This is a genomic window from Polaromonas sp. P1_A2 (assembly GCF_056406895.1).
Map to the genome: position 1 here is coordinate 145,005 of NZ_JBFTZI010000001.1, position 25,518 is coordinate 170,522.

At 62.5% G+C, this 25,518-nt stretch carries 33 protein-coding genes and 1 tRNA gene; 21 read left to right on the forward strand and 13 right to left on the reverse strand.

What is annotated here, in order from left to right; translation table 11 throughout:
- Positions 1–9: 9 nt before the first annotated feature.
- The 18 genes from rplX to AC1D09_RS00765 all read left to right on the forward strand — a co-directional run bounded on the left by rplX (position 10) and on the right by AC1D09_RS00765 (position 8,704).
- Positions 10–330 carry a 50S ribosomal protein L24 gene (gene rplX / locus AC1D09_RS00680; RefSeq protein ID WP_007869250.1) on the forward strand — a complete coding sequence of 107 codons (321 nt, stop codon included), beginning with the start codon at positions 10–12 and terminating at the stop codon, positions 328–330.
- A gap of 1 nt (position 331) precedes the next feature.
- Positions 332–907: a 50S ribosomal protein L5 gene (rplE, locus tag AC1D09_RS00685; protein WP_413326983.1), complete on the forward strand. Its 576-nt coding sequence runs from the start codon at positions 332–334 to the stop codon at positions 905–907.
- An 8-nt stretch (positions 908–915) separates the two neighbouring features.
- On the forward strand, positions 916–1,221 hold the full coding sequence (gene rpsN, locus AC1D09_RS00690; protein WP_007869264.1) for a 30S ribosomal protein S14: 306 nt from the start codon (positions 916–918) through the stop codon (positions 1,219–1,221).
- A gap of 18 nt (positions 1,222–1,239) precedes the next feature.
- Positions 1,240–1,635, forward strand: a complete 396-nt coding sequence (gene rpsH / locus AC1D09_RS00695) for a 30S ribosomal protein S8 (RefSeq protein WP_477661526.1) — start codon at positions 1,240–1,242, stop codon at positions 1,633–1,635.
- 24 nt (positions 1,636–1,659) lie between these two features.
- On the forward strand, positions 1,660–2,193 hold the full coding sequence (rplF, locus tag AC1D09_RS00700) for a 50S ribosomal protein L6 (RefSeq protein WP_007869269.1): 534 nt from the start codon (positions 1,660–1,662) through the stop codon (positions 2,191–2,193).
- Between the two features lie 11 nt (positions 2,194–2,204).
- Complete coding sequence (gene rplR / locus AC1D09_RS00705) at positions 2,205–2,570, forward strand: 50S ribosomal protein L18 (RefSeq protein WP_007869273.1); 366 nt, start codon at positions 2,205–2,207, stop codon at positions 2,568–2,570.
- 17 nt (positions 2,571–2,587) lie between these two features.
- Positions 2,588–3,106, forward strand: coding sequence for a 30S ribosomal protein S5 (gene rpsE / locus AC1D09_RS00710; RefSeq protein ID WP_036838811.1), 519 nt, complete (start codon positions 2,588–2,590; stop codon positions 3,104–3,106).
- A gap of 12 nt (positions 3,107–3,118) precedes the next feature.
- Entirely contained in the window at positions 3,119–3,301 is a 183-nt protein-coding gene (gene rpmD, locus AC1D09_RS00715) for a 50S ribosomal protein L30 (RefSeq protein ID WP_007869277.1), read from the forward strand.
- A gap of 13 nt (positions 3,302–3,314) precedes the next feature.
- Entirely contained in the window at positions 3,315–3,746 is a 432-nt protein-coding gene (rplO, locus tag AC1D09_RS00720) for a 50S ribosomal protein L15 (RefSeq protein ID WP_007869279.1), read from the forward strand.
- A gap of 20 nt (positions 3,747–3,766) precedes the next feature.
- Complete coding sequence (gene secY, locus AC1D09_RS00725; protein ID WP_477661527.1) at positions 3,767–5,086, forward strand: preprotein translocase subunit SecY; 1,320 nt, start codon at positions 3,767–3,769, stop codon at positions 5,084–5,086.
- Positions 5,087–5,104: 18 nt separating this feature from the next.
- On the forward strand, positions 5,105–5,323 hold the full coding sequence (gene infA, locus AC1D09_RS00730) for a translation initiation factor IF-1 (RefSeq protein WP_007869286.1): 219 nt from the start codon (positions 5,105–5,107) through the stop codon (positions 5,321–5,323).
- 30 nt (positions 5,324–5,353) lie between these two features.
- Complete coding sequence (gene rpmJ, locus AC1D09_RS00735) at positions 5,354–5,467, forward strand: 50S ribosomal protein L36 (RefSeq protein ID WP_028820150.1); 114 nt, start codon at positions 5,354–5,356, stop codon at positions 5,465–5,467.
- Positions 5,468–5,491: 24 nt separating this feature from the next.
- Complete coding sequence (gene rpsM, locus AC1D09_RS00740; RefSeq protein WP_074579313.1) at positions 5,492–5,857, forward strand: 30S ribosomal protein S13; 366 nt, start codon at positions 5,492–5,494, stop codon at positions 5,855–5,857.
- A 13-nt stretch (positions 5,858–5,870) separates the two neighbouring features.
- Complete coding sequence (rpsK, locus tag AC1D09_RS00745) at positions 5,871–6,275, forward strand: 30S ribosomal protein S11 (RefSeq protein WP_007869288.1); 405 nt, start codon at positions 5,871–5,873, stop codon at positions 6,273–6,275.
- Positions 6,276–6,407: 132 nt separating this feature from the next.
- Complete coding sequence (gene rpsD / locus AC1D09_RS00750) at positions 6,408–7,031, forward strand: 30S ribosomal protein S4 (RefSeq protein ID WP_007869291.1); 624 nt, start codon at positions 6,408–6,410, stop codon at positions 7,029–7,031.
- Between the two features lie 94 nt (positions 7,032–7,125).
- Entirely contained in the window at positions 7,126–8,115 is a 990-nt protein-coding gene (locus tag AC1D09_RS00755; protein ID WP_007869294.1) for a DNA-directed RNA polymerase subunit alpha, read from the forward strand.
- Positions 8,116–8,207: 92 nt separating this feature from the next.
- Positions 8,208–8,609 carry a 50S ribosomal protein L17 gene (gene rplQ, locus AC1D09_RS00760; protein ID WP_007869297.1) on the forward strand — a complete coding sequence of 134 codons (402 nt, stop codon included), beginning with the start codon at positions 8,208–8,210 and terminating at the stop codon, positions 8,607–8,609.
- Positions 8,610–8,627: 18 nt separating this feature from the next.
- Positions 8,628–8,704: transfer RNA gene (locus AC1D09_RS00765), tRNA-Met, on the forward strand.
- An 80-nt stretch (positions 8,705–8,784) separates the two neighbouring features.
- Here AC1D09_RS00765 and AC1D09_RS00770 read toward each other — a convergent pair.
- The 8 genes from AC1D09_RS00770 to AC1D09_RS00805 form a co-directional block, all read right to left on the reverse strand.
- Positions 8,785–9,180, reverse strand: a complete 396-nt coding sequence (locus AC1D09_RS00770; RefSeq protein WP_074579335.1) for a RidA family protein — start codon at positions 9,178–9,180, stop codon at positions 8,785–8,787.
- Positions 9,155–9,604 carry an acyl-CoA thioesterase gene (locus AC1D09_RS00775; RefSeq protein WP_477661530.1) on the reverse strand — a complete coding sequence of 150 codons (450 nt, stop codon included), beginning with the start codon at positions 9,602–9,604 and terminating at the stop codon, positions 9,155–9,157. Before AC1D09_RS00775 ends, AC1D09_RS00770 begins: the two co-directional genes overlap by 26 nt.
- Positions 9,601–11,265 (reverse strand): benzoate-CoA ligase family protein, encoded by a 1,665-nt coding sequence (locus AC1D09_RS00780; protein WP_477661531.1) that lies wholly within the window; start codon positions 11,263–11,265, stop codon positions 9,601–9,603. Before AC1D09_RS00780 ends, AC1D09_RS00775 begins: the two co-directional genes overlap by 4 nt.
- Complete coding sequence (locus tag AC1D09_RS00785; RefSeq protein ID WP_477661532.1) at positions 11,262–12,443, reverse strand: acyl-CoA dehydrogenase family protein; 1,182 nt, start codon at positions 12,441–12,443, stop codon at positions 11,262–11,264. Before AC1D09_RS00785 ends, AC1D09_RS00780 begins: the two co-directional genes overlap by 4 nt.
- Positions 12,444–12,467: 24 nt before the next feature.
- Positions 12,468–13,322 (reverse strand): enoyl-CoA hydratase family protein, encoded by an 855-nt coding sequence (locus AC1D09_RS00790; protein ID WP_477661533.1) that lies wholly within the window; start codon positions 13,320–13,322, stop codon positions 12,468–12,470.
- A complete protein-coding gene (locus tag AC1D09_RS00795) occupies positions 13,319–13,804 on the reverse strand; it encodes a MarR family winged helix-turn-helix transcriptional regulator (RefSeq protein WP_477661534.1) in 486 nt (161 codons plus the stop codon). The genes AC1D09_RS00790 and AC1D09_RS00795 overlap by 4 nt, the downstream gene beginning before the upstream one ends.
- Positions 13,805–13,837: 33 nt before the next feature.
- Positions 13,838–16,162, reverse strand: coding sequence for a bifunctional salicylyl-CoA 5-hydroxylase/oxidoreductase (locus AC1D09_RS00800; RefSeq protein ID WP_477661535.1), 2,325 nt, complete (start codon positions 16,160–16,162; stop codon positions 13,838–13,840).
- Positions 16,163–16,288: 126 nt separating this feature from the next.
- Complete coding sequence (locus AC1D09_RS00805; RefSeq protein ID WP_477661536.1) at positions 16,289–17,035, reverse strand: 2OG-Fe dioxygenase family protein; 747 nt, start codon at positions 17,033–17,035, stop codon at positions 16,289–16,291.
- A 145-nt stretch (positions 17,036–17,180) separates the two neighbouring features.
- Here AC1D09_RS00805 and AC1D09_RS00810 point away from each other — a divergent pair, with 145 nt between their 5' ends.
- Positions 17,181–17,483, forward strand: a complete 303-nt coding sequence (locus AC1D09_RS00810; protein ID WP_074579319.1) for a DUF1840 domain-containing protein — start codon at positions 17,181–17,183, stop codon at positions 17,481–17,483.
- A 96-nt stretch (positions 17,484–17,579) separates the two neighbouring features.
- Here AC1D09_RS00810 and AC1D09_RS00815 read toward each other — a convergent pair whose 3' ends face one another.
- Positions 17,580–19,079 (reverse strand): tetratricopeptide repeat protein, encoded by a 1,500-nt coding sequence (locus tag AC1D09_RS00815; RefSeq protein WP_477700896.1) that lies wholly within the window; start codon positions 19,077–19,079, stop codon positions 17,580–17,582.
- 325 nt (positions 19,080–19,404) lie between these two features.
- Between AC1D09_RS00815 and AC1D09_RS00820 the strand changes: the two genes are divergently transcribed.
- Together AC1D09_RS00820 and AC1D09_RS00825 are read left to right on the forward strand one after the other, a co-directional pair.
- Entirely contained in the window at positions 19,405–19,641 is a 237-nt protein-coding gene (locus AC1D09_RS00820; RefSeq protein WP_477661538.1) for an RDD family protein, read from the forward strand.
- Positions 19,642–19,690: 49 nt separating this feature from the next.
- Entirely contained in the window at positions 19,691–20,653 is a 963-nt protein-coding gene (locus tag AC1D09_RS00825; RefSeq protein WP_477661539.1) for a lysozyme inhibitor LprI family protein, read from the forward strand.
- A gap of 139 nt (positions 20,654–20,792) precedes the next feature.
- Here the strand turns inward: AC1D09_RS00825 and AC1D09_RS00830 are convergent, their stop codons facing one another.
- From AC1D09_RS00830 to AC1D09_RS00845, 4 genes are all read right to left on the reverse strand, one after another.
- Positions 20,793–21,746: a Bug family tripartite tricarboxylate transporter substrate binding protein gene (locus AC1D09_RS00830; RefSeq protein ID WP_477661618.1), complete on the reverse strand. Its 954-nt coding sequence runs from the start codon at positions 21,744–21,746 to the stop codon at positions 20,793–20,795.
- 235 nt (positions 21,747–21,981) lie between these two features.
- Complete coding sequence (locus tag AC1D09_RS00835) at positions 21,982–22,977, reverse strand: tripartite tricarboxylate transporter substrate-binding protein (RefSeq protein ID WP_477661540.1); 996 nt, start codon at positions 22,975–22,977, stop codon at positions 21,982–21,984.
- 314 nt (positions 22,978–23,291) lie between these two features.
- Positions 23,292–24,545, reverse strand: a complete 1,254-nt coding sequence (locus AC1D09_RS00840; RefSeq protein ID WP_477661541.1) for a phenylacetate--CoA ligase family protein — start codon at positions 24,543–24,545, stop codon at positions 23,292–23,294.
- 122 nt (positions 24,546–24,667) lie between these two features.
- Positions 24,668–25,477, reverse strand: coding sequence for an ABC transporter ATP-binding protein (locus AC1D09_RS00845; protein ID WP_477661542.1), 810 nt, complete (start codon positions 25,475–25,477; stop codon positions 24,668–24,670).
- Positions 25,478–25,518 lie beyond the last annotated feature (41 nt).

Genomic DNA, 25,518 nt, shown 5'->3' on the forward strand with positions numbered 1-25,518 from the left:
GGACGCGCCATGAACAAGATTCGTAAGGGCGACGAGATCATCGTGATCGCCGGTCGCGACAAAGGCAAGCGCGGCAAGATTTCGCTGCGCAAAGACGACAGCCATGTCGTGGTTGAGGGCATTAACCTGGTGAAAAAACACACCAAGCCCAACCCTCTGAAGGGCACCACCGGCGGCATCGTCGAAAAAAGCATGCCGATTCACCAGTCGAACGTGGCAATCTTCAATGCCGCAACCGGCAAGGCGGATCGCGTTGGCATCAAGCTCCTGGCTGACGGCAAGAAAGTGCGCGTCTTCAAGTCCAGCGGCGAAGAAATCAAGGTTGCATAACATGGCAAAGACCGCACCCGCAGCACAAGCTGCTTTGCAGGCCCGCCTGCAAACCCAGTACCGCGAAAAAATCGCCCCCAGCCTGGTTGAAAAATTCGGCTACACCTCGCCGATGCAGGTTCCCCGCATCACCAAGATCACGCTCAACATGGGCGTGAGCGAGGCTGTCGCCGACAAGAAGGTCATGGACAACGCCGTCGGCGACATGACCAAGATCGCCGGCCAGAAGCCCGTCGTGACCAAGGCCAAGAAGGCTATCGCCGGTTTCAAGATCCGCGAAGACCTGCCCATCGGCTGCATGGTGACCCTGCGCGGCGTGAAGATGTATGAGTTCCTCGATCGTTTTGTCACCGTGGCTCTGCCCCGCGTGCGCGACTTCCGCGGTATTTCCGGCCGGGCCTTCGACGGCCGCGGAAACTACAACATCGGCGTGAAAGAGCAGATCATTTTCCCTGAGATCGAGTACGACAAGGTTGACGCCCTGCGCGGTCTCAATATCAGCATCACCACCACGGCAAAGACCGATGAAGAGTGCAAGGCGCTCCTCACCGCTTTCCGTTTTCCGTTCAAGAACTGAGGCGGGACATGGCAAAACAAGCTTTACTGCAACGTGAACTGAAGCGCGAGAAACTCGCCGCCAAGTTCGCCAAAAAATACGCTGAACTCAAGGCTGCGTCCAACGACGCCAAGCGCTCCGATGAAGAGCGCGCCCTGGCTCGCCTTGAGCTGCAAAAGTTGCCCCGCAACGCCAACCCGACTCGCCAGCGCAACCGCTGCGAGATCACGGGTCGCCCGCGCGGTACGTTCCGTCAATTCGGCCTGGCTCGCGCCAAGATTCGCGAGTTGGCTTTTGCTGGTGATATCCCTGGTATCACCAAGGCAAGCTGGTAAGCATAGGAGAACCGCAAAATGAGCATGAGTGATCCTATCGCCGACATGTTGACCCGCATCCGCAATGCACAAATGGTTGAAAAAGCCGTTGTGCTGGTGCCGTCGTCGAAAGTCAAAGTTGCCATCGCGCAGGTACTGAAGGATGAGGGCTACATCGATGGCTTCTCCGTCAAGACCGACGACGGCAAGTCCCAGCTGGAAATCGCCCTGAAGTATTACGCAGGCCGCCCCGTGATTGAGCGCATCGAGCGCGTCAGCCGCCCCGGTCTCCGCGTCTACAAAGGCCATGGCGCCATCCCCCAGGTCATGAACGGCCTTGGTGTGGCAATTGTCACGACCCCGAAAGGCGTCATGACCGATCGTAAAGCCCGCGCTACCGGTATCGGTGGTGAAGTGCTTTGCTACGTGGCCTAACGGCGGCATTGAGGAGAAACTGAAATGTCTCGTGTAGGAAAAATGCCGGTCTCCGTCCCCCAGGGCGTGGACGTGGCCATGAAAGACGACCAGATCAACGTCAAGGGCGCCCTCGGCACCCTGGCGCTGGCCCAGAACGCGCTTGTCACCATCAAGAACGATGCCGGCAAGCTGACCTTTGCGCCGGCCAACGACTCGCGTGAAGCCAACGCCATGAGCGGCACGATGCGCCAGCTCGTGAACAACATGGTGACGGGCGTGACCAAGGGCTTCGAGAAGAAGCTCAGCCTGATCGGCGTGGGTTACAAAGCCCAGGCCCAAGGCGCCAAGCTGAACCTGACGGTGGGTTACTCCCATCCGGTGGTGATGGACATGCCGGCCGGTATCAAGGTCGAAACGCCCACCCCGACCGAAGTCGTGATCAAGGGTTCCGATCGCCAGCGTGTGGGACAGATCGCCGCCGAAGTGCGCGCCGTCCGTCCTCCCGAGCCTTACAAGGGCAAGGGCATCCGTTATGCGGATGAGAAAATCACGATCAAAGAAACCAAGAAGAAATAAGGAGCTGCATCATGTTGACCAAAAAAGAGCAGCGCCTTCGTCGTTCACGCCAGACCCGCATCCGCATTGCCACGCAAGGCGTTGCCCGTCTGACCGTCAACCGCACCAATCTGCACATCTACGCCAGCGTTATCTCTGGCGACGGCACCAAGGTTCTGGCTGCCGCTTCCACCGCGGAAGTCGAAGTGCGCAAGGAAATCGGCGCCTCGGGTAAAGGCGGAAACGTTGCTGCCGCGCAAGCCATTGGCAAGCGCATTGCCGAGAAGGCAAAAGCAGCAGGTGTAGAAAAAGTGGCGTTTGATCGCGCCGGTTTTGCGTACCACGGCCGCGTCAAAGCGCTGGCTGATGCGGCTCGCGAAGCTGGTTTGCAGTTCTAAGCAGACTGGAATTAAGTATGGCTAAGTTTCAAGCAAAATCGAACAACGACGCTCCAGACGATGGTCTGAAGGAAAAAATGATCGCGGTCAACCGCGTGACCAAAGTCGTGAAGGGCGGCCGTATCCTCGGTTTCGCCGCACTCACGGTGGTTGGTGACGGTGACGGCCGCGTCGGCATGGGCAAGGGCAAGTCGAAAGAAGTGCCAGCAGCCGTGCAAAAGGCCATGGAAGAAGCGCGCCGCAACATGACCAAGGTCTCGTTGAAGAACGGTACCCTTCACCACAATGTGTTCGGCCACCACGGTGCGGCCAGCGTCATGATGGCGCCGGCTCCCAAGGGTACCGGCATCATTGCCGGCGGCCCGATGCGCGCTGTTTTTGAAGTCATGGGCATTACCGACATCGTGGCCAAGAGCCATGGTTCGAGCAATCCCTACAACATGGTGCGTGCCACCATGGATGCACTGAACAACTCCACGACCGCCTCGGAAATCGCGGCCAAGCGTGGCAAGTCTGTCGAAGAAATCTTCGGTTAAGGCGGCATTGAAATGACCAAAGAAACCAAACTCAAAGTCCAGCTGGTTCGCAGCCCGATTGGCACCAAGGAATCGCATCGCGCCACCGTGCGCGGTCTGGGCCTGCGTGGCGTCAATAGCGTCAGCGAACTGCAGGACACGCCCGCAGTGCGCGGCATGATCAACAAGATCAGCTATCTGGTCAAGATTGTCTGAGCGGAGACTCATCATGGAATTGAACGGAATCAAGCCTGGCCAAGGTGCCAAACATGCCAAGCGCCGTGTCGGCCGCGGCATCGGCTCCGGCCTGGGCAAAACGTCGGGTCGCGGCCACAAGGGCCAGAAGTCCCGTGCGGGCGGCTACCACAAGGTGGGCTTCGAGGGCGGTCAAATGCCCATGCAGCGTCGCCTGCCCAAGCGCGGCTTCAAGTCGCACCTGCTGAAGTTCAACGCAGAGGTCACCCTCGGCGCGCTGGAGCAGCTCGGCCTGGCCGAAGTGGATCTGCTGGCGCTGAAGACGGCCGGCCTGGTGGGCCAGCTGGCCAAGAACGTCAAGGTCATCAAGACCGGCGAACTGACCAAGGCTGTGAAGCTGAACGGCATTTCCGCCACGGCGGCTGCCAAGGCCGTGATCGAAGCCGCCGGCGGCTCCATCGCTTAAATACCTGACTGGACAAATCAGTGGCAACCAACTCGGCTCAAATTGCGAAAACCGGCAAGTACGGTGACCTGCGCAACAGGCTTGTGTTTTTGCTGCTGGCCCTGGTGGTGTACCGCATTGGCGCGCACATCCCGGTGCCTGGGATAGACCCTGGCCAGCTGAAAGAGCTTTTCAAGGGCCAGCAAGGCGGCATATTGAACCTGTTCAATATGTTCTCGGGTGGTGCCCTGTCGCGATTCACCGTGTTTGCCCTGGGCATCATGCCCTACATCTCGGCCTCGATCATCATGCAACTGATGACCTACGTCGTTCCGACGTTCGAGCAGATGAAAAAAGAGGGTGAAAGCGGCCGCCGCAAGATTACCCAGTACACGCGCTACGGCACGCTGGCCCTGGCGTTGTTCCAGTCCATGGGCATTGCCGTGGCACTGGAAAGCTCGCCGGGTCTGGTGCTGGCGCCTGGTTTCGGGTTCCGCATGACGGCGGTTTTCAGCCTGACGGCCGGCACCATGTTCCTGATGTGGCTGGGTGAGCAGATCACCGAGCGCGGCCTGGGCAACGGTATCTCGATCCTGATCTTTGCGGGTATCGCGGCCGGTTTGCCGAACGCGATGGGCGGTTTGCTGGAGCTGGTGCGTACCGGCGCCATGAGCATTATTGTGGCGATCATCATTGTCCTGGTCGTCGTGCTGGTGACCTATTTCGTGGTGTTCGTTGAACGCGGGCAGCGCAAGATTCTCGTGAATTACGCGCGGCGCCAGGTGGGCAACAAGGTCTACGGCGGCCAGTCGTCGCACTTGCCGCTGAAGCTGAACATGGCGGGCGTGATCCCTCCGATCTTCGCCTCGTCGATCATCCTGTTGCCGGCGACGGTGGTGGGCTGGTTCAGCGCCGGTGACAGCATGAGCTGGTTGAAAGACATCGCCAGCACGCTGACACCCGGCCAGCCGATCTACGTGATGCTGTATGCCAGCGCGATTGTGTTTTTCTGCTTCTTCTACACGGCCCTGGTGTTCAACAGCCGTGAAACGGCGGACAACCTGAAAAAGAGCGGCGCCTTCATTCCCGGCATCCGGCCTGGTGACCAGACGGCCCGCTACATTGACAAAATCCTGGTGCGCTTGACGTTGGCAGGTGCGGTGTACATCACATTCGTGTGTCTGCTGCCGGAGTTTCTGATTTTGAAATACAACGTGCCTTTCTATTTCGGCGGCACGTCGTTGATGATTATTGTCGTGGTGACCATGGATTTCATGGCCCAGGTGCAGAACTACATGATGTCGCAACAGTATGAGTCGTTGCTTAAAAAGGCGAACTTCAAGACGTCACTGGGCGGTTAACTGGGTATTTGATGGGATATGTCTAAAGACGATGTGATCCAGATGCAAGGCGAGGTTGTAGAAAACCTCCCCAATGCAACTTTCAGGGTGAAGCTTGAAAATGGACATGTAGTACTGGGGCACATCTCGGGAAAAATGCGTATGCACTACATCCGCATCCTTCCCGGTGACAAGGTGACGGTTGAATTGACGCCTTACGATTTATCGCGGGCACGCATTGTTTTCCGTGCCAAGTAGGCACAGAGTGAAAGTTTAGGAGTAATAGAAATGAGAGTTTCAGCTTCGGTCAAGAAGATTTGCCGCAACTGCAAGGTTATCCGTCGCAAGGGCGTTGTCCGTGTGATCTGCACGGACCCGCGCCACAAACAGCGTCAAGGCTGATTTCAAGAGTTTTAGAGGACGAACATGGCTCGTATCGCTGGTATCAATATTCCGCCGCAGCAGCACGCCGAAATCGGCTTGACTGCTATCTTTGGCATCGGTCGCACGCGCGCTCGCAAGATTTGCGAAGCATGCGACATCGCCTACGCCAAGAAGGTCAAAGACCTGACCGACGGCGACCTGGAAAAAATCCGTGAGCAGATCGCCCTGTTCACCATCGAAGGTGACTTGCGTCGTGAAACCACGATGAACATCAAGCGCCTGATGGACATCGGCTGCTACCGCGGCTTCCGCCACCGTCGTGGCCTGCCCATGCGCGGCCAGCGCACCCGGACCAACGCCCGCACCCGCAAGGGTCCGCGCAAGGCCGCTGCAGCTTTGAAGAAATAATTGAGAGGTCGTCATGGCAAAATCACCAAGCAATAACGCCGCACAGCGCGTTCGCAAGAAAGTTCGCAAGAACGTGGCCGATGGCATCGCCCACGTGCACGCTTCTTTCAACAACACGATCATCACCATCACGGATCGCCAGGGCAATGCCTTGTCCTGGGCCTCCTCCGGTGGCCAGGGCTTCAAGGGCTCGCGCAAATCCACGCCTTTCGCAGCGCAGGTCGCTTCGGAAGTCGCCGGCCGCGCCGCCATTGAGCAGGGCATCAAGAACCTTGACGTTGAAATCAAGGGTCCTGGTCCCGGCCGTGAATCGTCTGTTCGCGCATTGGGCGCACTGGGCATCCGGATCAATTCCATTGCCGACGTGACCCCGGTTCCGCACAACGGCTGCCGCCCGCAAAAGCGCCGCCGCATTTAATCCCCCGTGCCTGGCTGTCCGGCGGGCGTTATAGCCCGTCAGATACCAGGCATTTTTACCAAGCCCACCGCCGGCAGGTCACGACCTCCGGCTCCTGCATGTAAATGCAGCAGATGAAAAAAGGACACTCAAGTGGCACGTTATCTCGGCCCCAAGGCCAAACTATCCCGCCGTGAAGGCACCGACCTGTTCCTGAAGAGCGCCCGCCGCGCCATCAGCGACAAGGCCAAATTCGACTCCAAGCCGGGCCAGCACGGCCGTACCTCCGGTACCCGTACTTCCGACTTCGGCCTGCAACTGCGCGAAAAGCAAAAAGTCAAGCGCATGTACGGCGTGCTCGAGAAGCAATTCCGCCGCTACTTCGAAGAAGCCGATCGCCGCAAGGGCAACACCGGCGCCAACCTGTTGTTCATCCTGGAATGCCGCCTGGACAACGTGGTGTACCGCATGGGCTTCGGCTCGACCCGCGCTGAAGCACGCCAGCTGGTGTCGCACAAGGCCATCACGGTCAACGGCGGCACGGTCAACATTCCTTCGTACATGGTCAAGACCGGCGACGTCATCGCCGTGCGCGAAAAGTCGAAGAAGCAGACCCGCATCACCGAAGCCCTCGAGCTCGCAAAACAGGTCGGCCTGCCCGCCTGGGTCGATGTGAACGCCGACAAGGGCGAAGGCACCTTCAAGAAGGTTCCTGACCGCGATGAGTTCGCCGCCGACATCAACGAATCGTTGATCGTCGAGTTGTACTCACGCTAATTTTCGTTCCTGCGGCACGGGGCACCGTGCCGCCAGGGTGTGCTTCGCCGGCCTTATCGGTGTAACGAACCGAGGGTATTGAGAGGAAGACTGCATGCAGACCAATTTGTTGAAACCAAAAACCATCAATGTTGAGCAGCTTGGCGCCAACCGCGCCAAGGTGACTCTGGAGCCCTTCGAGCGCGGCTACGGCCACACGCTGGGCAACGCACTGCGCCGCGTACTGTTGTCGTCCATGGTCGGCCACGCCGCCACCGAAGTCACCATCGCGGGTGTCCTGCACGAGTACTCGTCCATCGACGGTGTGCAGGAAGACGTCGTCAACATCCTGTTGAACCTCAAGGGCGTGGTGTTCAAGCTCCACAACCGCGATGAAGTCACGCTGAGCCTGCGCAAGGACGGCGAAGGCCCCGTCACCGCCGCCGACATCCAGACGCCGCACGACGTGGAAATCATCAACCCTGAACACGTCATCGTGAACCTGTCGCACGGCGGCAAGATCGACATGCAGATCAAGGTTGAAAACGGCCGCGGCTATGTGCCCGGCAACCAGCGCCGCTATGGCGACGAGTCGCCGAAATCCATCGGCCGCATCGTGCTGGACGCCTCGTTCTCGCCCGTCAAGCGCGTGAGCTACACCGTCGAAAGCGCCCGCGTCGAGCAGCGCACCGACCTCGACAAGCTCGTGCTGGAAATCGAAACCAACGGCGCCGTGACCGCGGAAGACGCAGTCCGTGCCTCGGCCAAGATCCTGGTTGAACAGCTCGCGGTGTTCGCGCAGCTCGAAGGCAATGAACTGGCCGCGTTCGACGCGCCCGTTCAGCGCAGCTCGCAGCAGTTCGACCCCATCCTGCTGCGCCCCGTCGACGAGCTCGAACTCACCGTGCGTTCGGCCAACTGCCTCAAGGCCGAAAACATTTACTACATTGGCGACCTGATCCAGCGCACTGAAAACGAGCTGCTCAAGACCCCCAATCTGGGACGTAAATCCCTCAATGAGATCAAGGAAGTGCTGGCCTCCCGTGGCCTCACCCTCGGAATGCGCCTGGAAAGCTGGCCTCCCGCCGGCCTGGACAAGCGTTAATTAGTTGTTGAACCCACAAGACCCGCCTCAAAGGGGTCTCGCACGGGCAGTACCTGACACGGCTGTCCGGATTTTAAAAAAGGAAATTGATCATGCGCCACGGACACGGACTACGTAAACTCAACCGCACCAGCGAGCACCGCCTCGCCATGCTGCGCAACATGATGAACTCGCTGCTGCAGCACGAAGTCATCAAGACCACCCTGCCCAAGGCCAAGGAATTGCGCCGCGTGGTCGAGCCCATGATCACCCTGGGCAAGGAACCCACCCTGGCCAACAAGCGCCTGGCATTCGACCGCCTGCGCGACCGTGACATGGTCGTCAAGCTGTTCGCTGAAATCGGCCCTCGCTACAAGGCCCGTCCCGGCGGCTACACCCGCATTCTGAAGATGGGTTTCCGCGTTGGCGACAATGCGCCCATGGCCCTGGTCGAACTGGTGGACCGCCCTGAAGTGTCGGAAGACACTACCGCTGACGCGGCCAAGGCAGAGTAAGCTACAATACAGATATACCGCGCGGTGGAGCAGCCTGGTAGCTCGTTGGGCTCATAACCCAAAGGTCGTAAGTTCAAATCTTGCCCGCGCAACCAAACCCAAAACGCCTGCATCATGCAGGCGTTTTGCTTTCCGGCTTGCATTCATCATGCGCGCCGCGACAGGGTCTTCAGCTTTAGTCCGGCACCACCGCCGTAACTTCAATCTCCACCTGCGCGCGGTCCTCGACGAGGCCCGCCACTTCAACGCAGGTCATGGCCGGGAAGTTTTTTCCCATGACTTCTCGGTAGGCGGCGCCCAGTTCCTTGAGCCTGGCCACGTACTCGACGCGGTCCACCACATACCAGGTCATGCGCACCATGTGTTCGGGCCCGGCGCCGCCGGCTTTGAGCACGGCCGCGATGTTTTGCAGCGCCTGTTTGGTCTGCGCGACGAAGTCGTCGCTCTCGAATTCCTGTTTCGCGTTCCAGCCGATCTGGCCGCCGACAAAAAGCAGTGCGCCGCGCGCGAGCATGCCGTTGGCATAGCCCTTGGGTTCGGCCCAGTCAGGGGGTTGAATTTTTTTGATCATGGGGCGGGTCTCCAGGGGATGTTTTTAAATAGGGCAGCAAAGCCTCGCGCAGTGCATCGGGAATGCGCATGGGCTTGCCGTTGGGAACTTCGGAATACACGATCACGCCGTGGGCCTTGAGCCGGGTGTCGCCGGCCTCGCCGCGGATCTCGTACTGCATGCCTATGCTGGACCCACCTATGCGCGTGAGCTCCAGCGTGATGGTGAGCGCGTCGCCGTTGCGACACATGCCCAGGAATTCGGTCTTGAGGTCGACGATGGGCACACCGACGCCGCTGGCGATCAGTTTGTGCTCGGGAAAGCCTATGTGTTCCAGGAAGTCTTCCTGCACCTCATGCAGCAGGTAAAAAAATTGCGGGTAAAAAACAATACCGGCCGGGTCGCAGTGGTGAAAGCGCACGCGCTTGGGAACGCTGAATTTCATGGCTGGCGCAGCTTGAAGCGTTGCAGCTTGCCGGTTTCGGTGCGCGGCAGCTTGTCGACGAACTCGACCTGGCGCGGATATTTAAAGGGCGCCAGCGTCGCTTTCACATGGTCCTGCAAGGCCTTGGCCGTGGCGTCACCGGCCGCTTCGCCAGGCTTGAGCACGATAAAGGCCTTCACGACCATGCCGCGCTCCTCGTCGGGCAGGCCCACCACGCCGCACTCGGCCACGGCCGGGTGCTTGAGCAGCGCGTCTTCCACCTCGGGGCCGGCCACGTTGTAGCCGGCGGTGATGATCATGTCGTCGGCGCGCGCCTGGTAGAAGAAATAACCGTCGGCGTCCTGCATGAAGGCGTCGCCCGGGTAGTTCCAGCCGTTCTTCACATAGTTGCCCTGGCGCACGTCCTCGAGGTAGCGGCAGCCCGTGGGCCCGACCACGGCCAGCTTGCCTATGGTGCCGCGCGGCACCTCGGCGCCGCTGTCATCCACCACCTTGGCGGTATAACCAGGCACGACCTTGCCGATGGCGCCGCGGCGCACGTCGGCGCCGGCCGCCGAGATAAAGATGTGGAACATCTCGGTCGCGCCTATGCCGTCAATCATTTCGATGCCGGTGGCGTCCTTCCACAGCTGGCGCGTGGCGTCCGGCAGGCTTTCGCCGGCGCTCACGCACAGGCGCAGGCCGGGCACGCCGTGCTGTCTGGCAAAGGGTGCCATCTGCCGGTAAAACGTGGGCGCGGTGTAGCAGACGGTGGCGCCCACCTGTTTGATCAGCTTGACCATGGCCTCCGGCGTGTAGCCTATGGAGGGGTAATACACCGAGGCGCCGGCCCACATCGGGAAAATCAGCATGCCGCCCAGGCCGAAGGTGAAAGCCAGCGGTGGCGAACCGACCACGATGTCGTCGGGCCTGGCCTTGAGCACGTGGCGCGGCCAGGCTTCGCAGGCGGCCAGCACGTCGCGGTGCGTGTGCACCGCGGCCTTGGGCTTGCCCGTGGTGCCCGAGGTAAAAGCCATCAGCGCGATGTCGTCGGCCGATACCGGGCAGGGCTTGAACCGGCCGTCCTTCTGCGCAGACAGCACGGCCAGCGAGCCCGGCGCATCCATCACATTAAAAGGCACGATGGTGGGCAGCGCGGCGCTGGGCGCCTGGGCCGCCTGCAGCTCATCGAGCAGGGTCGCGTCGCACAGGGCCAGCGCGGGCCGGGCTTTTTCGACGATCTCGCCGAGCTCCTTGGCGCGCAGCAGCGGCATGGTCGCCACCGCCACCAGCCCGGCCTGCACCACACCCAGCCAGGCCAGTGCCATGCCTATGGAATTGCCGCCGCGCAGCAGCACGCGGTTGCCGGGCTTGAGGCCGAAGTCCTCGGTCAGCACCTGCGCGATGCGGTTCACGCGCTCCAGGGCTTCGGTATATGTCAGCGTGATCTTGTCCGAGCGCAGCAGCGGCTTGTCGCCGCGGCCCTCGCGAATCGCCTTGTCGAACAGGGACTGCACCAGGTTGGCCTGCGCCGGGATGCGCAGCTCGGGCAGCGCGTATTCCATGCGCGGCAACTGCTCGGGCGCCGGCAGGCGCTCGTGCACAAAACGGTCCGGCTGCGCGGAAGGGGCGGAGGGCGCCGCGGCAAGGCTTTCGAGAGTGTCGGAGACGGAGGTGCTCATGATTGCAATTGGGCCTTTCCAATAATGAGTTGCTGCACTTCGGTCGCGCCTTCATAAATGCGCAGCGAGCGTATGTCGCGGTACAGGCTTTCCACCTTGGTGCCCACCTTCACGCCCAGGCCGCCGTGCATTTGCAGCGCCATGTCGATGACTTTCTGCGCGTTTTCGGTGGCCGCCATCTTGGCCATGGCGGCCTCGGCGGTGATGCGCGCGCCGCTGCCCAGGCGTTCGCTTTCGTCGCGCATCCAGGCGGCGCGGTAGGTCAGCAGCGCGGCCGCGTCAACCAAGGCCGCCATTTCACCGAGCTTGGCTTGGGTCAGCTGGAAGTCGGCCAGGGTCTGGCCGAACATTTTTCGTTCTTTCGAAAAGCGCACCGCCTCGGCCAGCGCGCGGCGCGCCATGCCCAGCGCGGCGGCCGCCACCGAGGCGCGGAAGATGTCCAGCGTCTGCATGGCCAGCTTGAAGCCGCCATGCAGCGCGCCCAGCTGCGCATCAAGCGGCAGCTTGCAGTGCGCGAACTTCAGCGTGGCCAGCGGGTGCGGCGCCATCACGGCGATGTGCTCGCTGCTGTCCAGGCCCGTGCTGTCCGCATCGACGATAAAGGCCGTGATGCCGCGCGTGCCGGCCTGCGGGTCGGTCTTGGCAAAGGTCACATAAAAATCCGCGATGCCGCCGTTGCTGATCCAGGTCTTGCTGCCGTTCAGCGTCCAGCCTTCGCCCGTGTCGGTGGCCGAGGTCGCCATGGCGCCGGCGTCCGAGCCCGCGTCGGGCTCGCTCAGGGCAAAGGCCGCGATTTTTTTGCCGCTGGCCACCAGCGGCAGGTAGGCCGCCTGCTGCGCCGGCGTGCCCGCCAGCGTGATGGCGCCGCTGCCCAGGCCCTGCATCGCGAACGAAAAATCGGCCAAAGGCGAATGAAAGGCCAGGGTCTCGCGCAGGATCACCAGCGCACGCGAGTCCAGTTTCTCCAGCGCGCCGCCCAGCGCGCCGTCCTTGCCGGCCGGCACGCAGTAGCGCAGCCAGCCCTGCTCGCCCAGCAGCGCCACCCATTCCTTGCAGGCCTTGCGGTCGTCGCTCTCGTCGACCTGCTGCTGGGGCGCCCAGTCGGCCAGGCGCCGGCCCAGCTCGCGGTGAACCTCGTCAAAAAAAGGCAAAGCCAGGTGGGCGGTGCTCGATTTCATGCCTGAATCCTTGTTGTGCTGTGCTCAGTCGCCGCGAAACACCGGTTTCTGTCTGGCCGCGAAGGCCTCGTAGGCGCGCGTGAAGTCCTTGGTCTGCATGCAGATGGCCTGGGCCTGCGCCTCGGCCTCTATGGCCTGGTCCAGCGTCATGGCCCATTCCTGGTGCAGCATGGTCTTGGTCATGCCGTGCGCGAAGGTTGGGCCCTCGGCCAGTTCGCGCGCCAGTTTTTGCGCCTGGGCCAGCAGCTCTTGCGGCTCATGCAGCGCGTTGAAAAAGCCCCAGGCCAGGCCTTCCTGCGCGCTCATGGCGCGGCCGGTGAACAGCAGCTCCGAGGCGCGGCCCTGGCCTATCAGGCGCGGCAGCAGCGCGCAGGCGCCCATGTCGGCGCCGGCCAGGCCCACGCGCGTGAACAAAAACGCCGTCTTGGCCTGGGCCGTTCCCAGGCGCATGTCGGCCGCCAGCGCCATCATGGCGCCCGCGCCGGCACAGATGCCGTCGATGGCCGCGATGATGGGCTGCGGGCACAGGCGCATGGCCTTGATCAGGTCGCCCGTCATGCGCGTGAACTCCAGCAGCTCGGGCATGCTCATCTTGGTGAGCGGCCCGATGATCTCGTGCACGTCGCCGCCCGAGCAGAAATTGCCGCCCGCGCCGGTGATGACCACCGTTTTCACGTCGGTCGCGCTGTTCAGCGTGCGGAACAGATCGCGCAGCTCCGCGTAGGAGTCAAAGGTCAGCGGGTTTTTGCGTTCGGGGCGGTTCAGGGTCAGCGTTGCGACGCCGTCCTCGAACGAATACGCGAAATGCTCCGCCTGGTAGTGGGCCATCGCATCGAAATGCGCGTGCATGGGGTTGGCCAGGCCTATGTAGTGTTTCATGGGGTTTCCAGTTTTGCGTCGGCGAGTTGGTTGTGGTGCTGCTTGACCTTGCCCAGCAGCTTGTGCAGAGATTCGACTTCGCGCGGCGACAAGGCCTCAAAGGCCGAGACGATCCAGGCCTCGTGCTCGGCCGCCATTTCGTCAAACAGCTTGCGCCCGCGGGTCGTCAGGCGCACGCGGTAGGCGCGCCGGTCGCCCTCCACGTCCACGCGCTCCACCAGGCCTTCGGCCACCAGCTGGTCGGTGATGCCGGTGACGTTGCCGCCCGTCACCATCATGCGGCGCGACAGCTCGTTCATCTTCAGGCCCTCGGGGCTGCGCTCGAGCTGTGCCATCAGGTCGAAGCGCGGCAGCGTGGTGTCGAACTGCTCGCGCAGCTGGGTGCGCACCTGTTTTTCCACCAGCTGCGTGCAGGTCAGCATGCGCAGCCAGAGGCGCAATGCCTCGGGGTGTTCGCTGTGGCCTCGTGCTTCCATGTCCATGCGGGTCTCCTTGATGTATTGGTTTTTGTTTTTTTATTTGCCGGCCGCGGGCTGCGCCGCGAGTGCCTGCTGCTTGGCGATTTCGCGGTACAGCTGGTCGCGCCCGCTCAGGTAAGGCTTGGGCCAGTTCACATGGCGGCTTTGCAGCTTGGCGGCTTCGTGCAGCGTCCAGGCCGGGTCGGCCAGATGCGGGCGGGCAATCGCGCACAGGTCGGCGCGGCCGGCCGCGATGATGCTGTTGACGTGGTCGACTTCCGAGATCGCGCCCACGGCAATGGTCTGTATGCCCACCTCGTTGCGTATGCGGTCGGCAAACGGCGTCTGGTACATGCGGCCATACACCGGTTTGGCCGCGCGCGTGGTCTGGCCGGAGGACACGTCGATGAAGTCGCAACCCGCGGCCTTGAACAGACGCGCAATCGCCACCGCGTCGTCGGCCGTATTGCCGCCCGGCGCCCAGTCGTGCGCCGAGATGCGCACGCTCATGGGCAGGTGGGCCGGCCACACGGCGCGCATGGCGGCGAAGACTTCCAACGGGAAGCGGCAGCGGTTTTCCAGGCTGCCGCCGTATTCGTCGCTGCGCTGGTTGGTCAGCGGCGTGATAAAGCTCGACAGCAAATAGCCGTGCGCGCAATGCAGCTCCAGCCAGTCAAAGCCGGCCTCGGCCGCGTAACGCGTGGACTGCACAAACTCAGCTTTCACGCGGTCCATGTCGGTACGCGTCATGGCCTGGGGCAGCTGGTTGCTCGGGCCGTAGGCCACGGCACTGGCTGCCAGCAGCGGCCAGTTGCCAGCCGGCAGCGGCTCGTCGGGCGCTTCCCAGCCCACTTGGGTCGAGCCCTTGGGCCCGCTGTGGCCCAGCTGCATGCCGATCTTGGCGCCCGCGCCCGAGGCATGCACAAAATCCACAATGCGCTTGAAGCCCTTGGCCTGCGCCTCGTTCCACAAACCCGGGCAGCCCGGCGTGATGCGGCCTTCGGGGCAGGGCGAGGTCATTTCCACAAACACCAGGCCGGCGCCGCCCAGGGCGCGCGCGCCCAGGTGCACCAGGTGAAAGTCCTGCGGCATGCCGTCCACCGCGCTGTAGGTCGCCATGGGCGACACGACGATGCGGTTCTTCAGTGAAAGCTCGCGCACCTTGAGCGGCAGCAGCATGGGCGGCGGCGCATGCGGCGCATTGCTTTTGGCCAGCCACTGCTCATAGCCTTGCAGCCAGGCCGCGTCGCGCACGCGCAGGTTTTCATGGCTGATGCGCTGCGAGCGGGTCAGCAGCGAATAAAAGAATTGTTCGGCCTCCATGCCGCTGTAGCGGTCCACGTTCTCGAACCACTCGGTGGAGTTGCGCGCCGCGTTCTGGATCTTCAGCACCTCGACGGAACGCAGCGCTTCATAAGCCTGCAGCGCCGCCGTGGCATCGCCGTGCTGGGCGAAGCAGTGGCTCAGCTCAATCGCGTCTTCCAGCGCCAGCTTGGTGCCGCTGCCGATGGAGAAATGCGCGGTATGCGCCGCATCGCCCATCAGCACGATGGGCACCTGCTTGCCGTTGATGGCGGCTTCATGCACCCAGCGCTCGCAGACCACACGCGGGAAACGTATCCAGATCGCCGAGCCGCGCACATGGGTGGCGTTGTTCATCAGCGCGTTGCCGTCCAGGTATTTGGCGAACAGGCGCTCGCAGAAGGCGATGCCGTCCTCCTGGCTCATCTGGTCCAGGCCGTGCGCCTTCCATACCGCCTCGGGCGTCTCGACGATAAAGGTCGAGGTGTTCTCGTCAAACTTGTAGGCATGCGCGGCAAACCAGCCGTGCTCAGTCTGCTCAAACGCGAAGGTGAAGGCGTCAAAGGTCTTGCGTGTGCCCAGCCAGACAAAACGGCAGGCGCGCAGCTCCACGTCGGGCTTGAAGGTGTCCGCGTAGCGGTTGCGGATGCGGCTGTTCAGGCCGTCGCTGGCGACCACCAGGTCGGCGCCGTACTGCGCCGCAATGGCCTGGTCGTCCTGCACGTCGGTTTCAAACACCAGCGACACGCCCAGCGCCATGCAGCGCTCCTGCAGGATGTTGAGCAGGCGCTTGCGGCCTATGCCGCAAAAGCCGTGGCCGCCCGAGCGCACCGAGCGTCCCTTGAAGAAGACCTCCACGTCATCCCAGTGGTTGAAGGCATCGCCTATCAGCTGCGCGCTGACCGGGTCGGCCGCGCGCAGGTTGCCCAGGGTCTGGTCCGACAGCACCACGCCCCAGCCGAAGGTGTCGAAAGGCCGATTGCGCTCGACCACCGTCACCTGGTGGGCCGGGTTCTGCAGCTTCATCAGCAGGGCGAAATACAAACCTGCGGGACCACCGCCCAGGCAAAGAATGTGCATGAAAGCGTACTCTCTGGATTAATCTTGCCTTAATTGTTTAGGTTTAAAGTAAATCCGTCAAGCAGGGTTTTCCGCCGGTTGGAAAGCAGATGTTTGCCGGGGCGCCTGGCCCCGGCGCGCCAGCCCTCAGGGAGACTGGAAGGCCGCTGCGCGGTAAGTGAGCACCAGCGTGTCGCGGAATCCGGGGCCGGGCTGGTCGTCGGCCGGCAGGATGGGCGTGGTCTCGTGAATCACCCGGGCATCGTCCAGCAGCAGCGCCGTGAGCGGCTCCCGCATCACAAAACGCACGCCGTGCGGGCCGTTGGCGTCAAACACCCGGGTTTCGCCGCCCTTCACGCCGTGGCGGCCCACCATCATCACCACCACAAAGTCCACGCCGTCGCGGTGCGCGCCCTCGGGCGTGGGCCGGCCCACGCCGCCGGCCGTGTCGATGCGGAACTGGTGCGCCTCGATGTGCCAGCGCGGGGCCGGCTGCACCTGGGCAAACAGCCGGCCCAGGCCGGCGATCAAGTTCGTCCAGGCCGCGGCCGAGGCCACGGCAGGCTCCACCGGCTCGAACCAGCGCTCAAAACCGCCGTGCAGCGCGTTGTAGTCGGTCGGCTGCCAGTGCGCGCGGTGCGGCGTCTGCGTGAGCGTGCCCGTGGCAAGCTCCTGCACAAAACACGAGTGCCGGCGCTTGCGGTAATGCCCGCCGTCCTTCAGGTGGGCGTCGGGCGGCAACCGGTCCCAGGAGGGCACCAGGGCATTCCAGGCCGGCGCCCAGGCATCGCCCAGCTCCAGTGTGGCCGTCAGCTCGGCCGGGTTCAGCAGGCTCAGGCCGTCCTGGCTGAGCGCCTGGCGGGCCGACTTGGGGACAGTGGCGATATTGAACATAGGCTGCTATTTTGCTTGAGCCCGGCGGGCTACCCGACGCCCGCCGGCGGAAACCCCTTGGCGGCTAAAAAGGTGAAACTTACCTACACGCAGGCCGCTCAAACCTTTCCATAATGGTCTGTCTGCACAACCTGAGGAGCCATCCATGCTTTACAAATTCAAATCCAAAGACGCCGGCGATGTGATCATGCTCGAAGCCAACGGCCGCAAGGTCCTCGAAATCATCGGCAAAGACCCCGCCCCCAAAGGCATCATCCTGCCCGAGCAGATGCCCGCCGCCATCGCCGCCCTGAAGGAAGCCATCGCGCACGAGGAAGCTCACGACGCCAATGCCGAAGACGGCGTGGTCCCCGGCGACGGCCTGGGCCTGCGCCAGCGCGCCGTGCCCTTTATTGACATGCTGCAGCGCAACCTCAAGGCGGGGCATGAGGTGGTTTGGGGGGTGTAGGCGCTCCCGGCCGCTGGGGCGGCCTGACTCTCTTTATATAGGTAGGAATAAAAAAAGCCCTGGTGACAGGGCTTTTTTAATGGGGCGCCTTAGGACTTAGAAATCGCTCACGCCCAGCCGCTTCAAGGCATCCTTGGCAGGCTCCAGGCCCTGCAGCGCCGCTTTTTTGTACCACTCGGTCGCGGCTGCCTTGTCCTGCGTTCCGCCCCATCCATATTCATAAGCGTGGCCCACTTTGTACTGCGACTGCGCAAAACCCGCCGTCGCGGCCGACAGGTAATAGGCAAAAGCCTTGCGCGGGTCAGCCGGCTGGCCCGTGCCATTTTCAAGCTGCGAGGCCACGTTGTGCGCGCCGCGCGCCAGGCCGGCTTCCGCCGCGCGCACAAACCAGTCAAACGATGCCTTGATGTCCGGCCGCGTACCCTGGCCGCGGTAATACATCACCGCCAGGTTGTTCATCGCATAAGGGTGGCCCTGCTCTGCGGCACGGCGGTAGTTGTCAAGGGCCAGTGCCGGCTCGGCGGCCATGCCGATGCCATGAAGCTGGTTCCAGCCCAGGTTGGCCTGGGCCAGCACAAAACCCGCCTCCGCCGACTTGCGGTACCAGGTGTTGGCCAGCTCATGGTTCACCTCCACACCCCGACCCTGGGTGTAAATCATCGCCACGGCGTGCTGCGCGCGCGCATTGCCGCCATTGGCAAGGCGCAGCAGCTCTTCGCGCGGGCCGGCGTTACCCTTGGCCGCCGCCTGGAACAGCGCCGCGACTTCAGGATTGGGTAGTTGCGACAGCAACCGCGCAAAAGGATCGGCCAGCGACACCGGCGCGGCCTTGGCCGCATCGCCAGCGACCGGCGCGCGAACAGCGGCTGCTGCCGCAGGAGTTGTTGCAGCAGCGCCGGCGGCCGCGGCCATCTCGGTCTGCGCGGCAGCGTTGCGCTCAGCCGCCGTGCCGGCCAGCGGCTGCGCGGCAGCAGCGGCGGCTGCCGCAGTACCACCGCTCGCGCTGGCAACCGGGAACAAACGCGAAAGCGCCTGCGCCGCACCCTGCTTCAGGCCCGCCGGGTCTGTCGTCGAAGCGGCGAATTTTTCAATGTACTGGCGCGTCGTGTCCGGGTTGCGAGAAAAGCGGTGCGACACCACAAAGGCATCGGCCGCACGCGGCGCCTGACCTTGCGCGCCCAACACTTCGGCTAAATTGGCCCAGGCAGCAGCCCGTGCCGGCGCCAGCGCGAGCGTGTAGCGCAGCTGCGCTTCCGCCTCCGTCAGCTTGCCCGCGCGGTACAACACATAACCGTAGTTGTTGGCAATCTCCTGGTCAGACGGGTCGGCCCGCCGCGCCTTCTCAAAGTCGGCCATCGAATCGGGAATCTGGTCGGCCTTGAACTTCTCCAGCGCCGTGGTGTTCAGCCGGCGCGCCAGCTTGCGGTCTCCGCGCGCGGGGTAGGGCAGCTCCTCAATCTCTGTTTTGGCATCCCACACCGCATTGGCATCGCGGGATGCGGCGCCCGCGAGCATTTTGCTGACCTGGTCGAGGCGGGACGCGAGTTGAGCATTGGGCGCTGCGCTTGCTTGCGCAAACACGAGTGGGTGGGCCATCTGAAGTGCGACTGCCAGGATGCAGGCGCTTGAAAAGTCAGTGGCGCGTTGTCGCACCGTTTTTTTGATCATGAAAATCATCCTCCCTTTGTGCTCGGGAGTTTATCTGCAAGGGAGAAGAACACCTCCCCGCGTATTTCCATGAATCAAACAATGAGTATCCGGCTGCGGACAATCTGCCCGAAAACACTCGCTGAGCCCACGTATGGTTACTGCTGAAAAAACCGCAGGGAGCTCAAGTGGTTTTGCGAGGCCAATCCAACGCCTGTCGGGGGCGCACGAAACCTGGCACGGAATTTTTGTCGGCCTGGATGCGTAAAAATTCATGAACAAGTTTCTGCAGGAAGCGCTCGCGCTGGCCTGGACCTACATGATTTTGCTGCCAACGGTCGTTGACGTCCGTACAAACCAGCCGTGCAAGTACTCGCAGTCCGTACTTCGAAACGCATCGTTAATGGCGCTGAGCATCCTGGACGCTGTCTTCATTTTTGGGAAGCAAAGGCGCAGGCTAGGCGACTTTCTGGCTTCTACCAAGGTGGCTCGACTGGATTTGACTGATTAGTATGGATACCTTCGGTCAAATCTTTCGCAACGTTGCAGGAGAGCGATAAATGGACAGTCAAGTAGTGCTTAAGGCGGTGAGCGTTGCAGGTTCTGCAGGTGCAATACTTTTTTTGGTGATGTACGGTGTTTCAAAGGTGATGCTTGAAAAAGTCCCTCTTGTATCGAAAGTGCACGCGCCGTCGCTCTTGAAGTGGTTTCTGGTTATCAGCCTTACGCTGGGGCTTGCCGCTTTGGGCGCCTGGTATTACGCGGGCCGGCAAAGTGTTTCAGTCGATAGCGGTACGGGCCAGATTCGCATTGACATGCCTGCCAGCACTGCGCTCCCGCCTTTCAGTATTGACGCTCGTGTGTACAACGAATCATCCAAATCAGATCCCCTTTTGCTGGCCAGGGTTGAGAACCAGGCTGTCAGAATTTATGAGCAGGCGACCTCGCTTCAGGATGCCAATCAAAAATTGGGGCAGATCGAGGCGGATTTGGCGGCGTGGCAGTTTTTGTACTTTGAGCAAAGACTTCCACAGTCCGCGGAAATGCTCAGGGATCTTTCCGCTCTGAGAAATTATCGTGTGGGTGTGACCGCGTTTAACGAACGCTGGAGCGCAAGGCTTCAGGGTGCAGACTCATTTGACACTGTTTTTAACAGGATTCTTGTTGCCTATGGGTGGGTCGGTGTTGTGGATGGCGTGGCCTCCATCAGTCCCAAAGGAAAGTTGATTTTGCGTCGCCAGGGTGGCGAGCCAGTTGCCTTTGCTAGCGCCGATATGCCGGCTTGGTGTTCTGGTGCCAAGACCTGGGTTGAGAAGCAAATTTGCGGTGATTCGGGCATTGCTGCCTTAGAGCTTCGTGTGCTTCAAGATTTGGGCCTATTGCGCGCAAAGTTCGGGGCGGCCATGGACTCAGATCAGAATCATTGGCGCAAGACTGTCAGAGATGAATGCAAATCGGTCGAATGCATCACGACGGCCTATCAAAATCGCATTTGGCACTTTTGGAATCTTGCGCATCAGTAGACTGCGCAGCCTACCCGTTCCGCCGTGCCGTAGCCCTTGCGTTCTCGGGGCCGGCTAACTTGGTGGGGCGATTACGCACAAACCCCAGTCATGACGTTGGGCTGCGGTGCAGTGGAAATGCTCATGCGGCCTAACCCCCCTAATCCACCTTCGCCCCCGAAGCCTTCACCACCTGCGCCCACTTCTTGTGCTCGGCATTGATAAACGCCGTGAACTGTGCCGGCGTATTGCCCGAAGGAATCGCGCCCTGCGCGAGCAACTTCTCTTTCATCGCCGGCGTGCCCAATGCCTTCGATGCTTCCTGCTGGATACGGTTGACGATGTCGGGCGGTGTGCCGGCGGGGGCCAGCAGGCCGAACCAGGAGCTGGCGTCGTAGCCTTTCAGGGCCGGGCCGCCGGCTTGTTCTATGGTGGGAATGTCCGGCAGGGCGGCTGAGCGTTCTGAGCTGGTTACTGCTAATGCTTTGAGCTTGCCGGACTTGATGAGGGCCATGGAAGAGGGCAGGTTGTCGAACATGACGTCCATGTCGCCGCCCACCAGCGCGAGCAGCGCAGGGCCGGAGCCGCTGTAGGGGAAGTGGGTCATATAGGTGCCGCTCATGGTCTTGAACAGCTCGCCGGCCAGGTGGATGGAGGTGCCGTTGCCGCTGGAGGCCATGTTGAAGGTGCCGGGCTTGGCCTTGGCCGCGCGTATGAAGTCGGTCACGTTGTTGATGCCGGCGGCCTTGGCTTTCTCGGTGTTGACGACCATGACGTTGGGCACGCCCGCGACCAGGGTGATGGGCGCGAAGTCTTTTTGCGGGTCGAAGGCCATCTTTGTGTAGAGGGACTTGTTGATACCGTGGGTGCCCACGGTGCCCATGAGCAGGGTGTAGCCGTCGGGCGCGGATTTGGCGACGATGTCGGCGCCTATGTTGCCGCCGGCGCCGGCGCGGTTCTCGACGACAAAGGGCTGGCCGAAAGCCTTGGAGAGTTCAGGCGCCATGGCGCGGGCCAGGATGTCGGTGGTGCCGCCGGGCGCGAAGGGCACGACGATCTTCACGGGCTTGGCGGGCCAGTTCGCGGTTTGCGCCCAGGCCGAGGGCGTGGCCATAAAGGTGCTGAGGGCGGCGATCGCGGTGGCCACCAGGCCTGTATAGCGGTGCGAAAGAAAAGGTGGTTTGTAATTCAAGAGGCTCTCCAGGGGATGGCCGGCACGCGGCCGGGGACCACACGAACATAACGTCCGTGGGCAGGCGCTTCAAGGGGGTTAAACCCGGGCGCCTGAAAAAGAAAAAGCCGCCCGGCGTTCACCGGGCGGCTTGGCAATCAGGTCAGCGTGGAATCAATCAGTCGGCAAACTTGCCGGCGGCTTCGATCACGGGCTTGAGCTTGGCGATCTGGCCGACCACAAACGCCCTGTGGGCGGCGGGTTCGACGCGGTTGTCGGTGACCACCACGGCGCCCAGGCCTTCCTGCTTCTTGATGAAGTCGGGGTCTTTGAGTGCGACCTTCAGGGCGTTGTTGAGCTGGGTCAGCACGGCCGGGGGCGTGCCCTTGGGTGCGTAGATGCCGTGCCAGACGGTCAGGTCAAAGCCTTTGAGGCCCATTTCCTGCAGCGTGGGGTAGTCCTTGAGCAGCTTGTTGCTGCTCAGCGGCTTGGCGGTGGTCACGGCAAAAGCCTTGACGCGGCCGGCTTCGATCTGGCCGGTGGTGTTGGTGGTCTGGTCGCACATCATGTCGACCTGGCCGCCGACCAGCGCATTCATGGCCGGCGCGGTGCCGCCGAAGGGGATGGTGGTCATCGCGTCCTTGGCGTTGATGGCCGCTTGCCACATCAGGCCGCACAGGTGCGAGGCCGAACCCAGGCCGGCGTGGGCGATGTTGAGCTTGCCGGAATTGGCGCGTATGTAGTTCTCGAAGTCGCGGTAGTTGTTGGCGGGCAGCTGCGGCTTGCCGATGATGGTCATGGGCACTTCATTGATCATGCCCAGGAACTCAAAATCTTCAGGCACCTTGTAAGGCAGCTTGCGGTACAGGCCTGTCGCCGCAGCCATGCCGATGTGGTGGACCAGCAGGGTGTGGCCGTCGGGCGTGGCGCGTGCCACCTTGGCCGCGCCGATGGTGCCGCCGGCACCGTTGACGTTCTCCACGACGAAGTTGGCGCTGCCGCCCATGGCCTTGCGCATGGCCTCGGCCAGGTCGCGCGCGACGCGGTCGGTCGGGCCGCCGGCGGCGAAAGGCACCACCAGGCTGATGGGCTTGGAGCCGGGGAAGGCGGGGGCTTGCGCATGGGCGGCAAACATGGCCGTTGCGGCGGCGGCGAGGACTAACAGGCGTTTCATGAGCGTCTCCTTGTATCTGAAGGCGCCAAGTTTACGGTCCCCTTACCGCGCGAACATCGCGGGAACTACGTAAGGGCTATCCCGTTCATGCAGAGGGTTTACACGCGTTAGAGACGGCGGGCTTCGGGAGTTCAGGCCAGCCGGGGCTGCGGGACTGGCTTTGCCAGACCGCAGGCGCAGCGCCCCCGAGGGGCTGGAGCCCGCGGCTCCAAGCCTGCCTGCGCAGGCTTGGACGGGCGACAGAGGCGAAGCGTCTCGCGAGCCGCGGCCTGCAAGGCCTCGGAAGCTACACGCAGTGAGCGACCGTGGGGGCTCTACTTGTAACTTCGTGCGTCCTCAATAACCTTGCCGTCGTTGGGGAGACTGCCGGGCGCCAGCAACTGCACGGTACCGCGCAGCTTGGTGACGTCGCGTATCGCTTCGCTGATGCGCTGGTCCAGCCCCTCGGGCATGGAAGCCGCCTCGGCCTGGAAGTGCATGCTGTCGTTGGCCATCTCGCCGCTCACCACCAGCCTGGCCTTGAGCACTTCGGGAAAACGCCTGGCGATGTCGGCGACCTGGCCCGGATGCACAAACATGCCGCGCACCTTGACGGTCTGGTCGGCCCGGCCCATCCAGCCCTTGATGCGCGTGTTGCTGCGGCCGGTGGGGCAACTGCCGGGCAGCACGGCTGAGAGGTCGCCGGTGCCGAAACGGACCAGTGGGTAGTCGGGGTTCAGCGTGGTGACCACCAGTTCGCCGACCTCGCCCTCGGCGACCGGGTCGCCGGTGCCGGGGCGCACGATTTCCACAATCACGCCTTCGTCCAGCACCAGGCCTTCGCGGGCCTCGGTTTCATAGGCGATCAGGCCCAGGTCGGCCGAGGCATAACACTGGTAGGCAGCGATGCCGCGTTCAGCGAACCAGTCGCGCAGGCTGGGCGGGCAGGCCTCGCCCGAGACCATGGCGCGCGTCACGCTGGGCAGCCCGATCTTCATTTCGGCGGCCTTGTCGACAATGATCTTGAGGAAGCTGGGCGTGCCGACATAACCGGCGGGCTTGAGCTCGGCCATGGCCTGTACCTGCTGCTCGGTCTGCCCGGTGCCGCCCGGGAAGACGGTGCAGCCCAGCGCATGGGCGCCGCTTTCCATCATGGTGCCGGCCGGCACGAAGTGGTAGCTGAAGCAGTTGTGCACCAGCTGCCCGGCCCTGAAGCCCGCGGCGTGCAGGGCCCGTGCCATGCGCCAGTAGTCCTTGCGTGTGCTGTCGGGTTCGTAAATCGTGCCGGGGCTGGCGAAGACGCGCGGCATGGCGGCGCCATAACGCAGCGCACTGAAACCGCCGAATGGGTCGCCGCCCGCTTCGCGCGAGGCCTGTTGCAGTGCCAGCAGCTCGTACTTGCGCGTGACCGGCAGGCGCGCCAGCGCGGCGCGCGAGGTGACGGCCGAGGCGTCCACGTTTTTAAGAATGCCGGCAAAAGCCGGGGCATGGGACTGCGCGTGCGCGACCTGCTGCGGCAGCGTGGCGAACTGGGCGGCTTCGCGCTCGGCATGCGGCCTGTGTTCCAGGGTGTCGTAATGTGTTGTCATTCGATATCGTCCAAATCCTGTCAATACCTCAGTGCGCTGCAAAGACTTCAAGCCAGCAAGGGCCGCAGGCGCAGCACCCCCTCGGGGGGCAGCGACCCGCGCAGCGGCGGAGCGTGGGGGCTCTATGCCAGCCAGCGTTTGCGGCGTTTATAACTTTTCACGTCTTTAAAACTCTTGCGCTCGCCGCCGCCCACGCCGAGGTAAAACTCTTTCACGTCCTCGTTGTTGGCCAGGTCGGCGGCCGCCCCGTCCATCACCACGCGGCCGCTTTCCATGATGTAGCCGTAGTCGGCGTACTTGAGCGCCATATTGGTGTTCTGCTCGGCCAGCAAAAAAGTGACCTTCTCTTTCTGGTTCAGGTCCTGCACGATGTTGAAGACCTCCTCGACGATTTGCGGCGCCAGGCCCATGGAGGGCTCGTCGAGCAACACCATCGAGGGATTGGCCATCAGCGCGCGGCCAATGGCGCACATCTGCTGCTCGCCGCCCGAGGTATAGGCCGCCTGCGACGTGCGCCGGGTCTTGAGGCGCGGAAAGTAGTTGTAGACCTTCTCGAGGTTGGCCGCGACTTCGGCCTTGCTGGCGCGGGTGTAGGCGCCGGTCAGCAGGTTTTCTTCGATGGTCAGGTGGGCAAAGCAGTGCCGCCCTTCCATGACCTGCACCACGCCGCGCTTGACCAGGTCGGCCGGCGAGAGGTTTTCAATGCGCTCGCCGCGCAGCTCGATGGAGCCCTTGGTGACCTCGCCGCGCTCGCCCTTGAGCAGGTTGGAAATCGCGCGCAGCGTGGTGGTCTTGCCCGCGCCGTTGCCGCCCAGGATGGCGACGATGCGGCCCTGCGGCACTTGCAGCGAGACGCCCTTGAGCACCAGGATCACGTGGTTGTAGATAACCTCGATGCCGTTGACGTTGAGAACGATGTTAGGTGTGTCCATATTTTTTCCTGACCAATCTTGAGGGCTGCCGGCAAGGCGAT

Coding starts and splice junctions, on each gene's coding strand:
- rplX (WP_007869250.1), top strand. CDS start 10: ATGAACAAGATTCGTAAGGGCGACGAGATCATCGTGATCGCCGGTCGC.
- rplE (WP_413326983.1), top strand. CDS start 332: ATGGCAAAGACCGCACCCGCAGCACAAGCTGCTTTGCAGGCCCGCCTG.
- rpsN (WP_007869264.1), top strand. CDS start 916: ATGGCAAAACAAGCTTTACTGCAACGTGAACTGAAGCGCGAGAAACTC.
- rpsH (WP_477661526.1), top strand. CDS start 1,240: ATGAGCATGAGTGATCCTATCGCCGACATGTTGACCCGCATCCGCAAT.
- rplF (WP_007869269.1), top strand. CDS start 1,660: ATGTCTCGTGTAGGAAAAATGCCGGTCTCCGTCCCCCAGGGCGTGGAC.
- rplR (WP_007869273.1), top strand. CDS start 2,205: ATGTTGACCAAAAAAGAGCAGCGCCTTCGTCGTTCACGCCAGACCCGC.
- rpsE (WP_036838811.1), top strand. CDS start 2,588: ATGGCTAAGTTTCAAGCAAAATCGAACAACGACGCTCCAGACGATGGT.
- rpmD (WP_007869277.1), top strand. CDS start 3,119: ATGACCAAAGAAACCAAACTCAAAGTCCAGCTGGTTCGCAGCCCGATT.
- rplO (WP_007869279.1), top strand. CDS start 3,315: ATGGAATTGAACGGAATCAAGCCTGGCCAAGGTGCCAAACATGCCAAG.
- infA (WP_007869286.1), top strand. CDS start 5,105: ATGTCTAAAGACGATGTGATCCAGATGCAAGGCGAGGTTGTAGAAAAC.
- rpmJ (WP_028820150.1), top strand. CDS start 5,354: ATGAGAGTTTCAGCTTCGGTCAAGAAGATTTGCCGCAACTGCAAGGTT.
- rpsM (WP_074579313.1), top strand. CDS start 5,492: ATGGCTCGTATCGCTGGTATCAATATTCCGCCGCAGCAGCACGCCGAA.
- rpsK (WP_007869288.1), top strand. CDS start 5,871: ATGGCAAAATCACCAAGCAATAACGCCGCACAGCGCGTTCGCAAGAAA.
- AC1D09_RS00755 (WP_007869294.1), top strand. CDS start 7,126: ATGCAGACCAATTTGTTGAAACCAAAAACCATCAATGTTGAGCAGCTT.
- rplQ (WP_007869297.1), top strand. CDS start 8,208: ATGCGCCACGGACACGGACTACGTAAACTCAACCGCACCAGCGAGCAC.
- AC1D09_RS00770 (WP_074579335.1), bottom strand. CDS start 9,180: ATGATCAAAAAAATTCAACCCCCTGACTGGGCCGAACCCAAGGGCTAT.
- AC1D09_RS00775 (WP_477661530.1), bottom strand. CDS start 9,604: ATGAAATTCAGCGTTCCCAAGCGCGTGCGCTTTCACCACTGCGACCCG.
- AC1D09_RS00780 (WP_477661531.1), bottom strand. CDS start 11,265: ATGAGCACCTCCGTCTCCGACACTCTCGAAAGCCTTGCCGCGGCGCCC.
- AC1D09_RS00785 (WP_477661532.1), bottom strand. CDS start 12,443: ATGAAATCGAGCACCGCCCACCTGGCTTTGCCTTTTTTTGACGAGGTT.
- AC1D09_RS00790 (WP_477661533.1), bottom strand. CDS start 13,322: ATGAAACACTACATAGGCCTGGCCAACCCCATGCACGCGCATTTCGAT.
- AC1D09_RS00795 (WP_477661534.1), bottom strand. CDS start 13,804: ATGGACATGGAAGCACGAGGCCACAGCGAACACCCCGAGGCATTGCGC.
- AC1D09_RS00800 (WP_477661535.1), bottom strand. CDS start 16,162: ATGCACATTCTTTGCCTGGGCGGTGGTCCCGCAGGTTTGTATTTCGCC.
- AC1D09_RS00805 (WP_477661536.1), bottom strand. CDS start 17,035: ATGTTCAATATCGCCACTGTCCCCAAGTCGGCCCGCCAGGCGCTCAGC.
- AC1D09_RS00810 (WP_074579319.1), top strand. CDS start 17,181: ATGCTTTACAAATTCAAATCCAAAGACGCCGGCGATGTGATCATGCTC.
- AC1D09_RS00815 (WP_477700896.1), bottom strand. CDS start 19,079: ATGGCCCACCCACTCGTGTTTGCGCAAGCAAGCGCAGCGCCCAATGCT.
- AC1D09_RS00820 (WP_477661538.1), top strand. CDS start 19,405: ATGAACAAGTTTCTGCAGGAAGCGCTCGCGCTGGCCTGGACCTACATG.
- AC1D09_RS00825 (WP_477661539.1), top strand. CDS start 19,691: ATGGACAGTCAAGTAGTGCTTAAGGCGGTGAGCGTTGCAGGTTCTGCA.
- AC1D09_RS00830 (WP_477661618.1), bottom strand. CDS start 21,746: ATGGCCACGCCCTCGGCCTGGGCGCAAACCGCGAACTGGCCCGCCAAG.
- AC1D09_RS00835 (WP_477661540.1), bottom strand. CDS start 22,977: ATGAAACGCCTGTTAGTCCTCGCCGCCGCCGCAACGGCCATGTTTGCC.
- AC1D09_RS00840 (WP_477661541.1), bottom strand. CDS start 24,545: ATGACAACACATTACGACACCCTGGAACACAGGCCGCATGCCGAGCGC.
- AC1D09_RS00845 (WP_477661542.1), bottom strand. CDS start 25,477: ATGGACACACCTAACATCGTTCTCAACGTCAACGGCATCGAGGTTATC.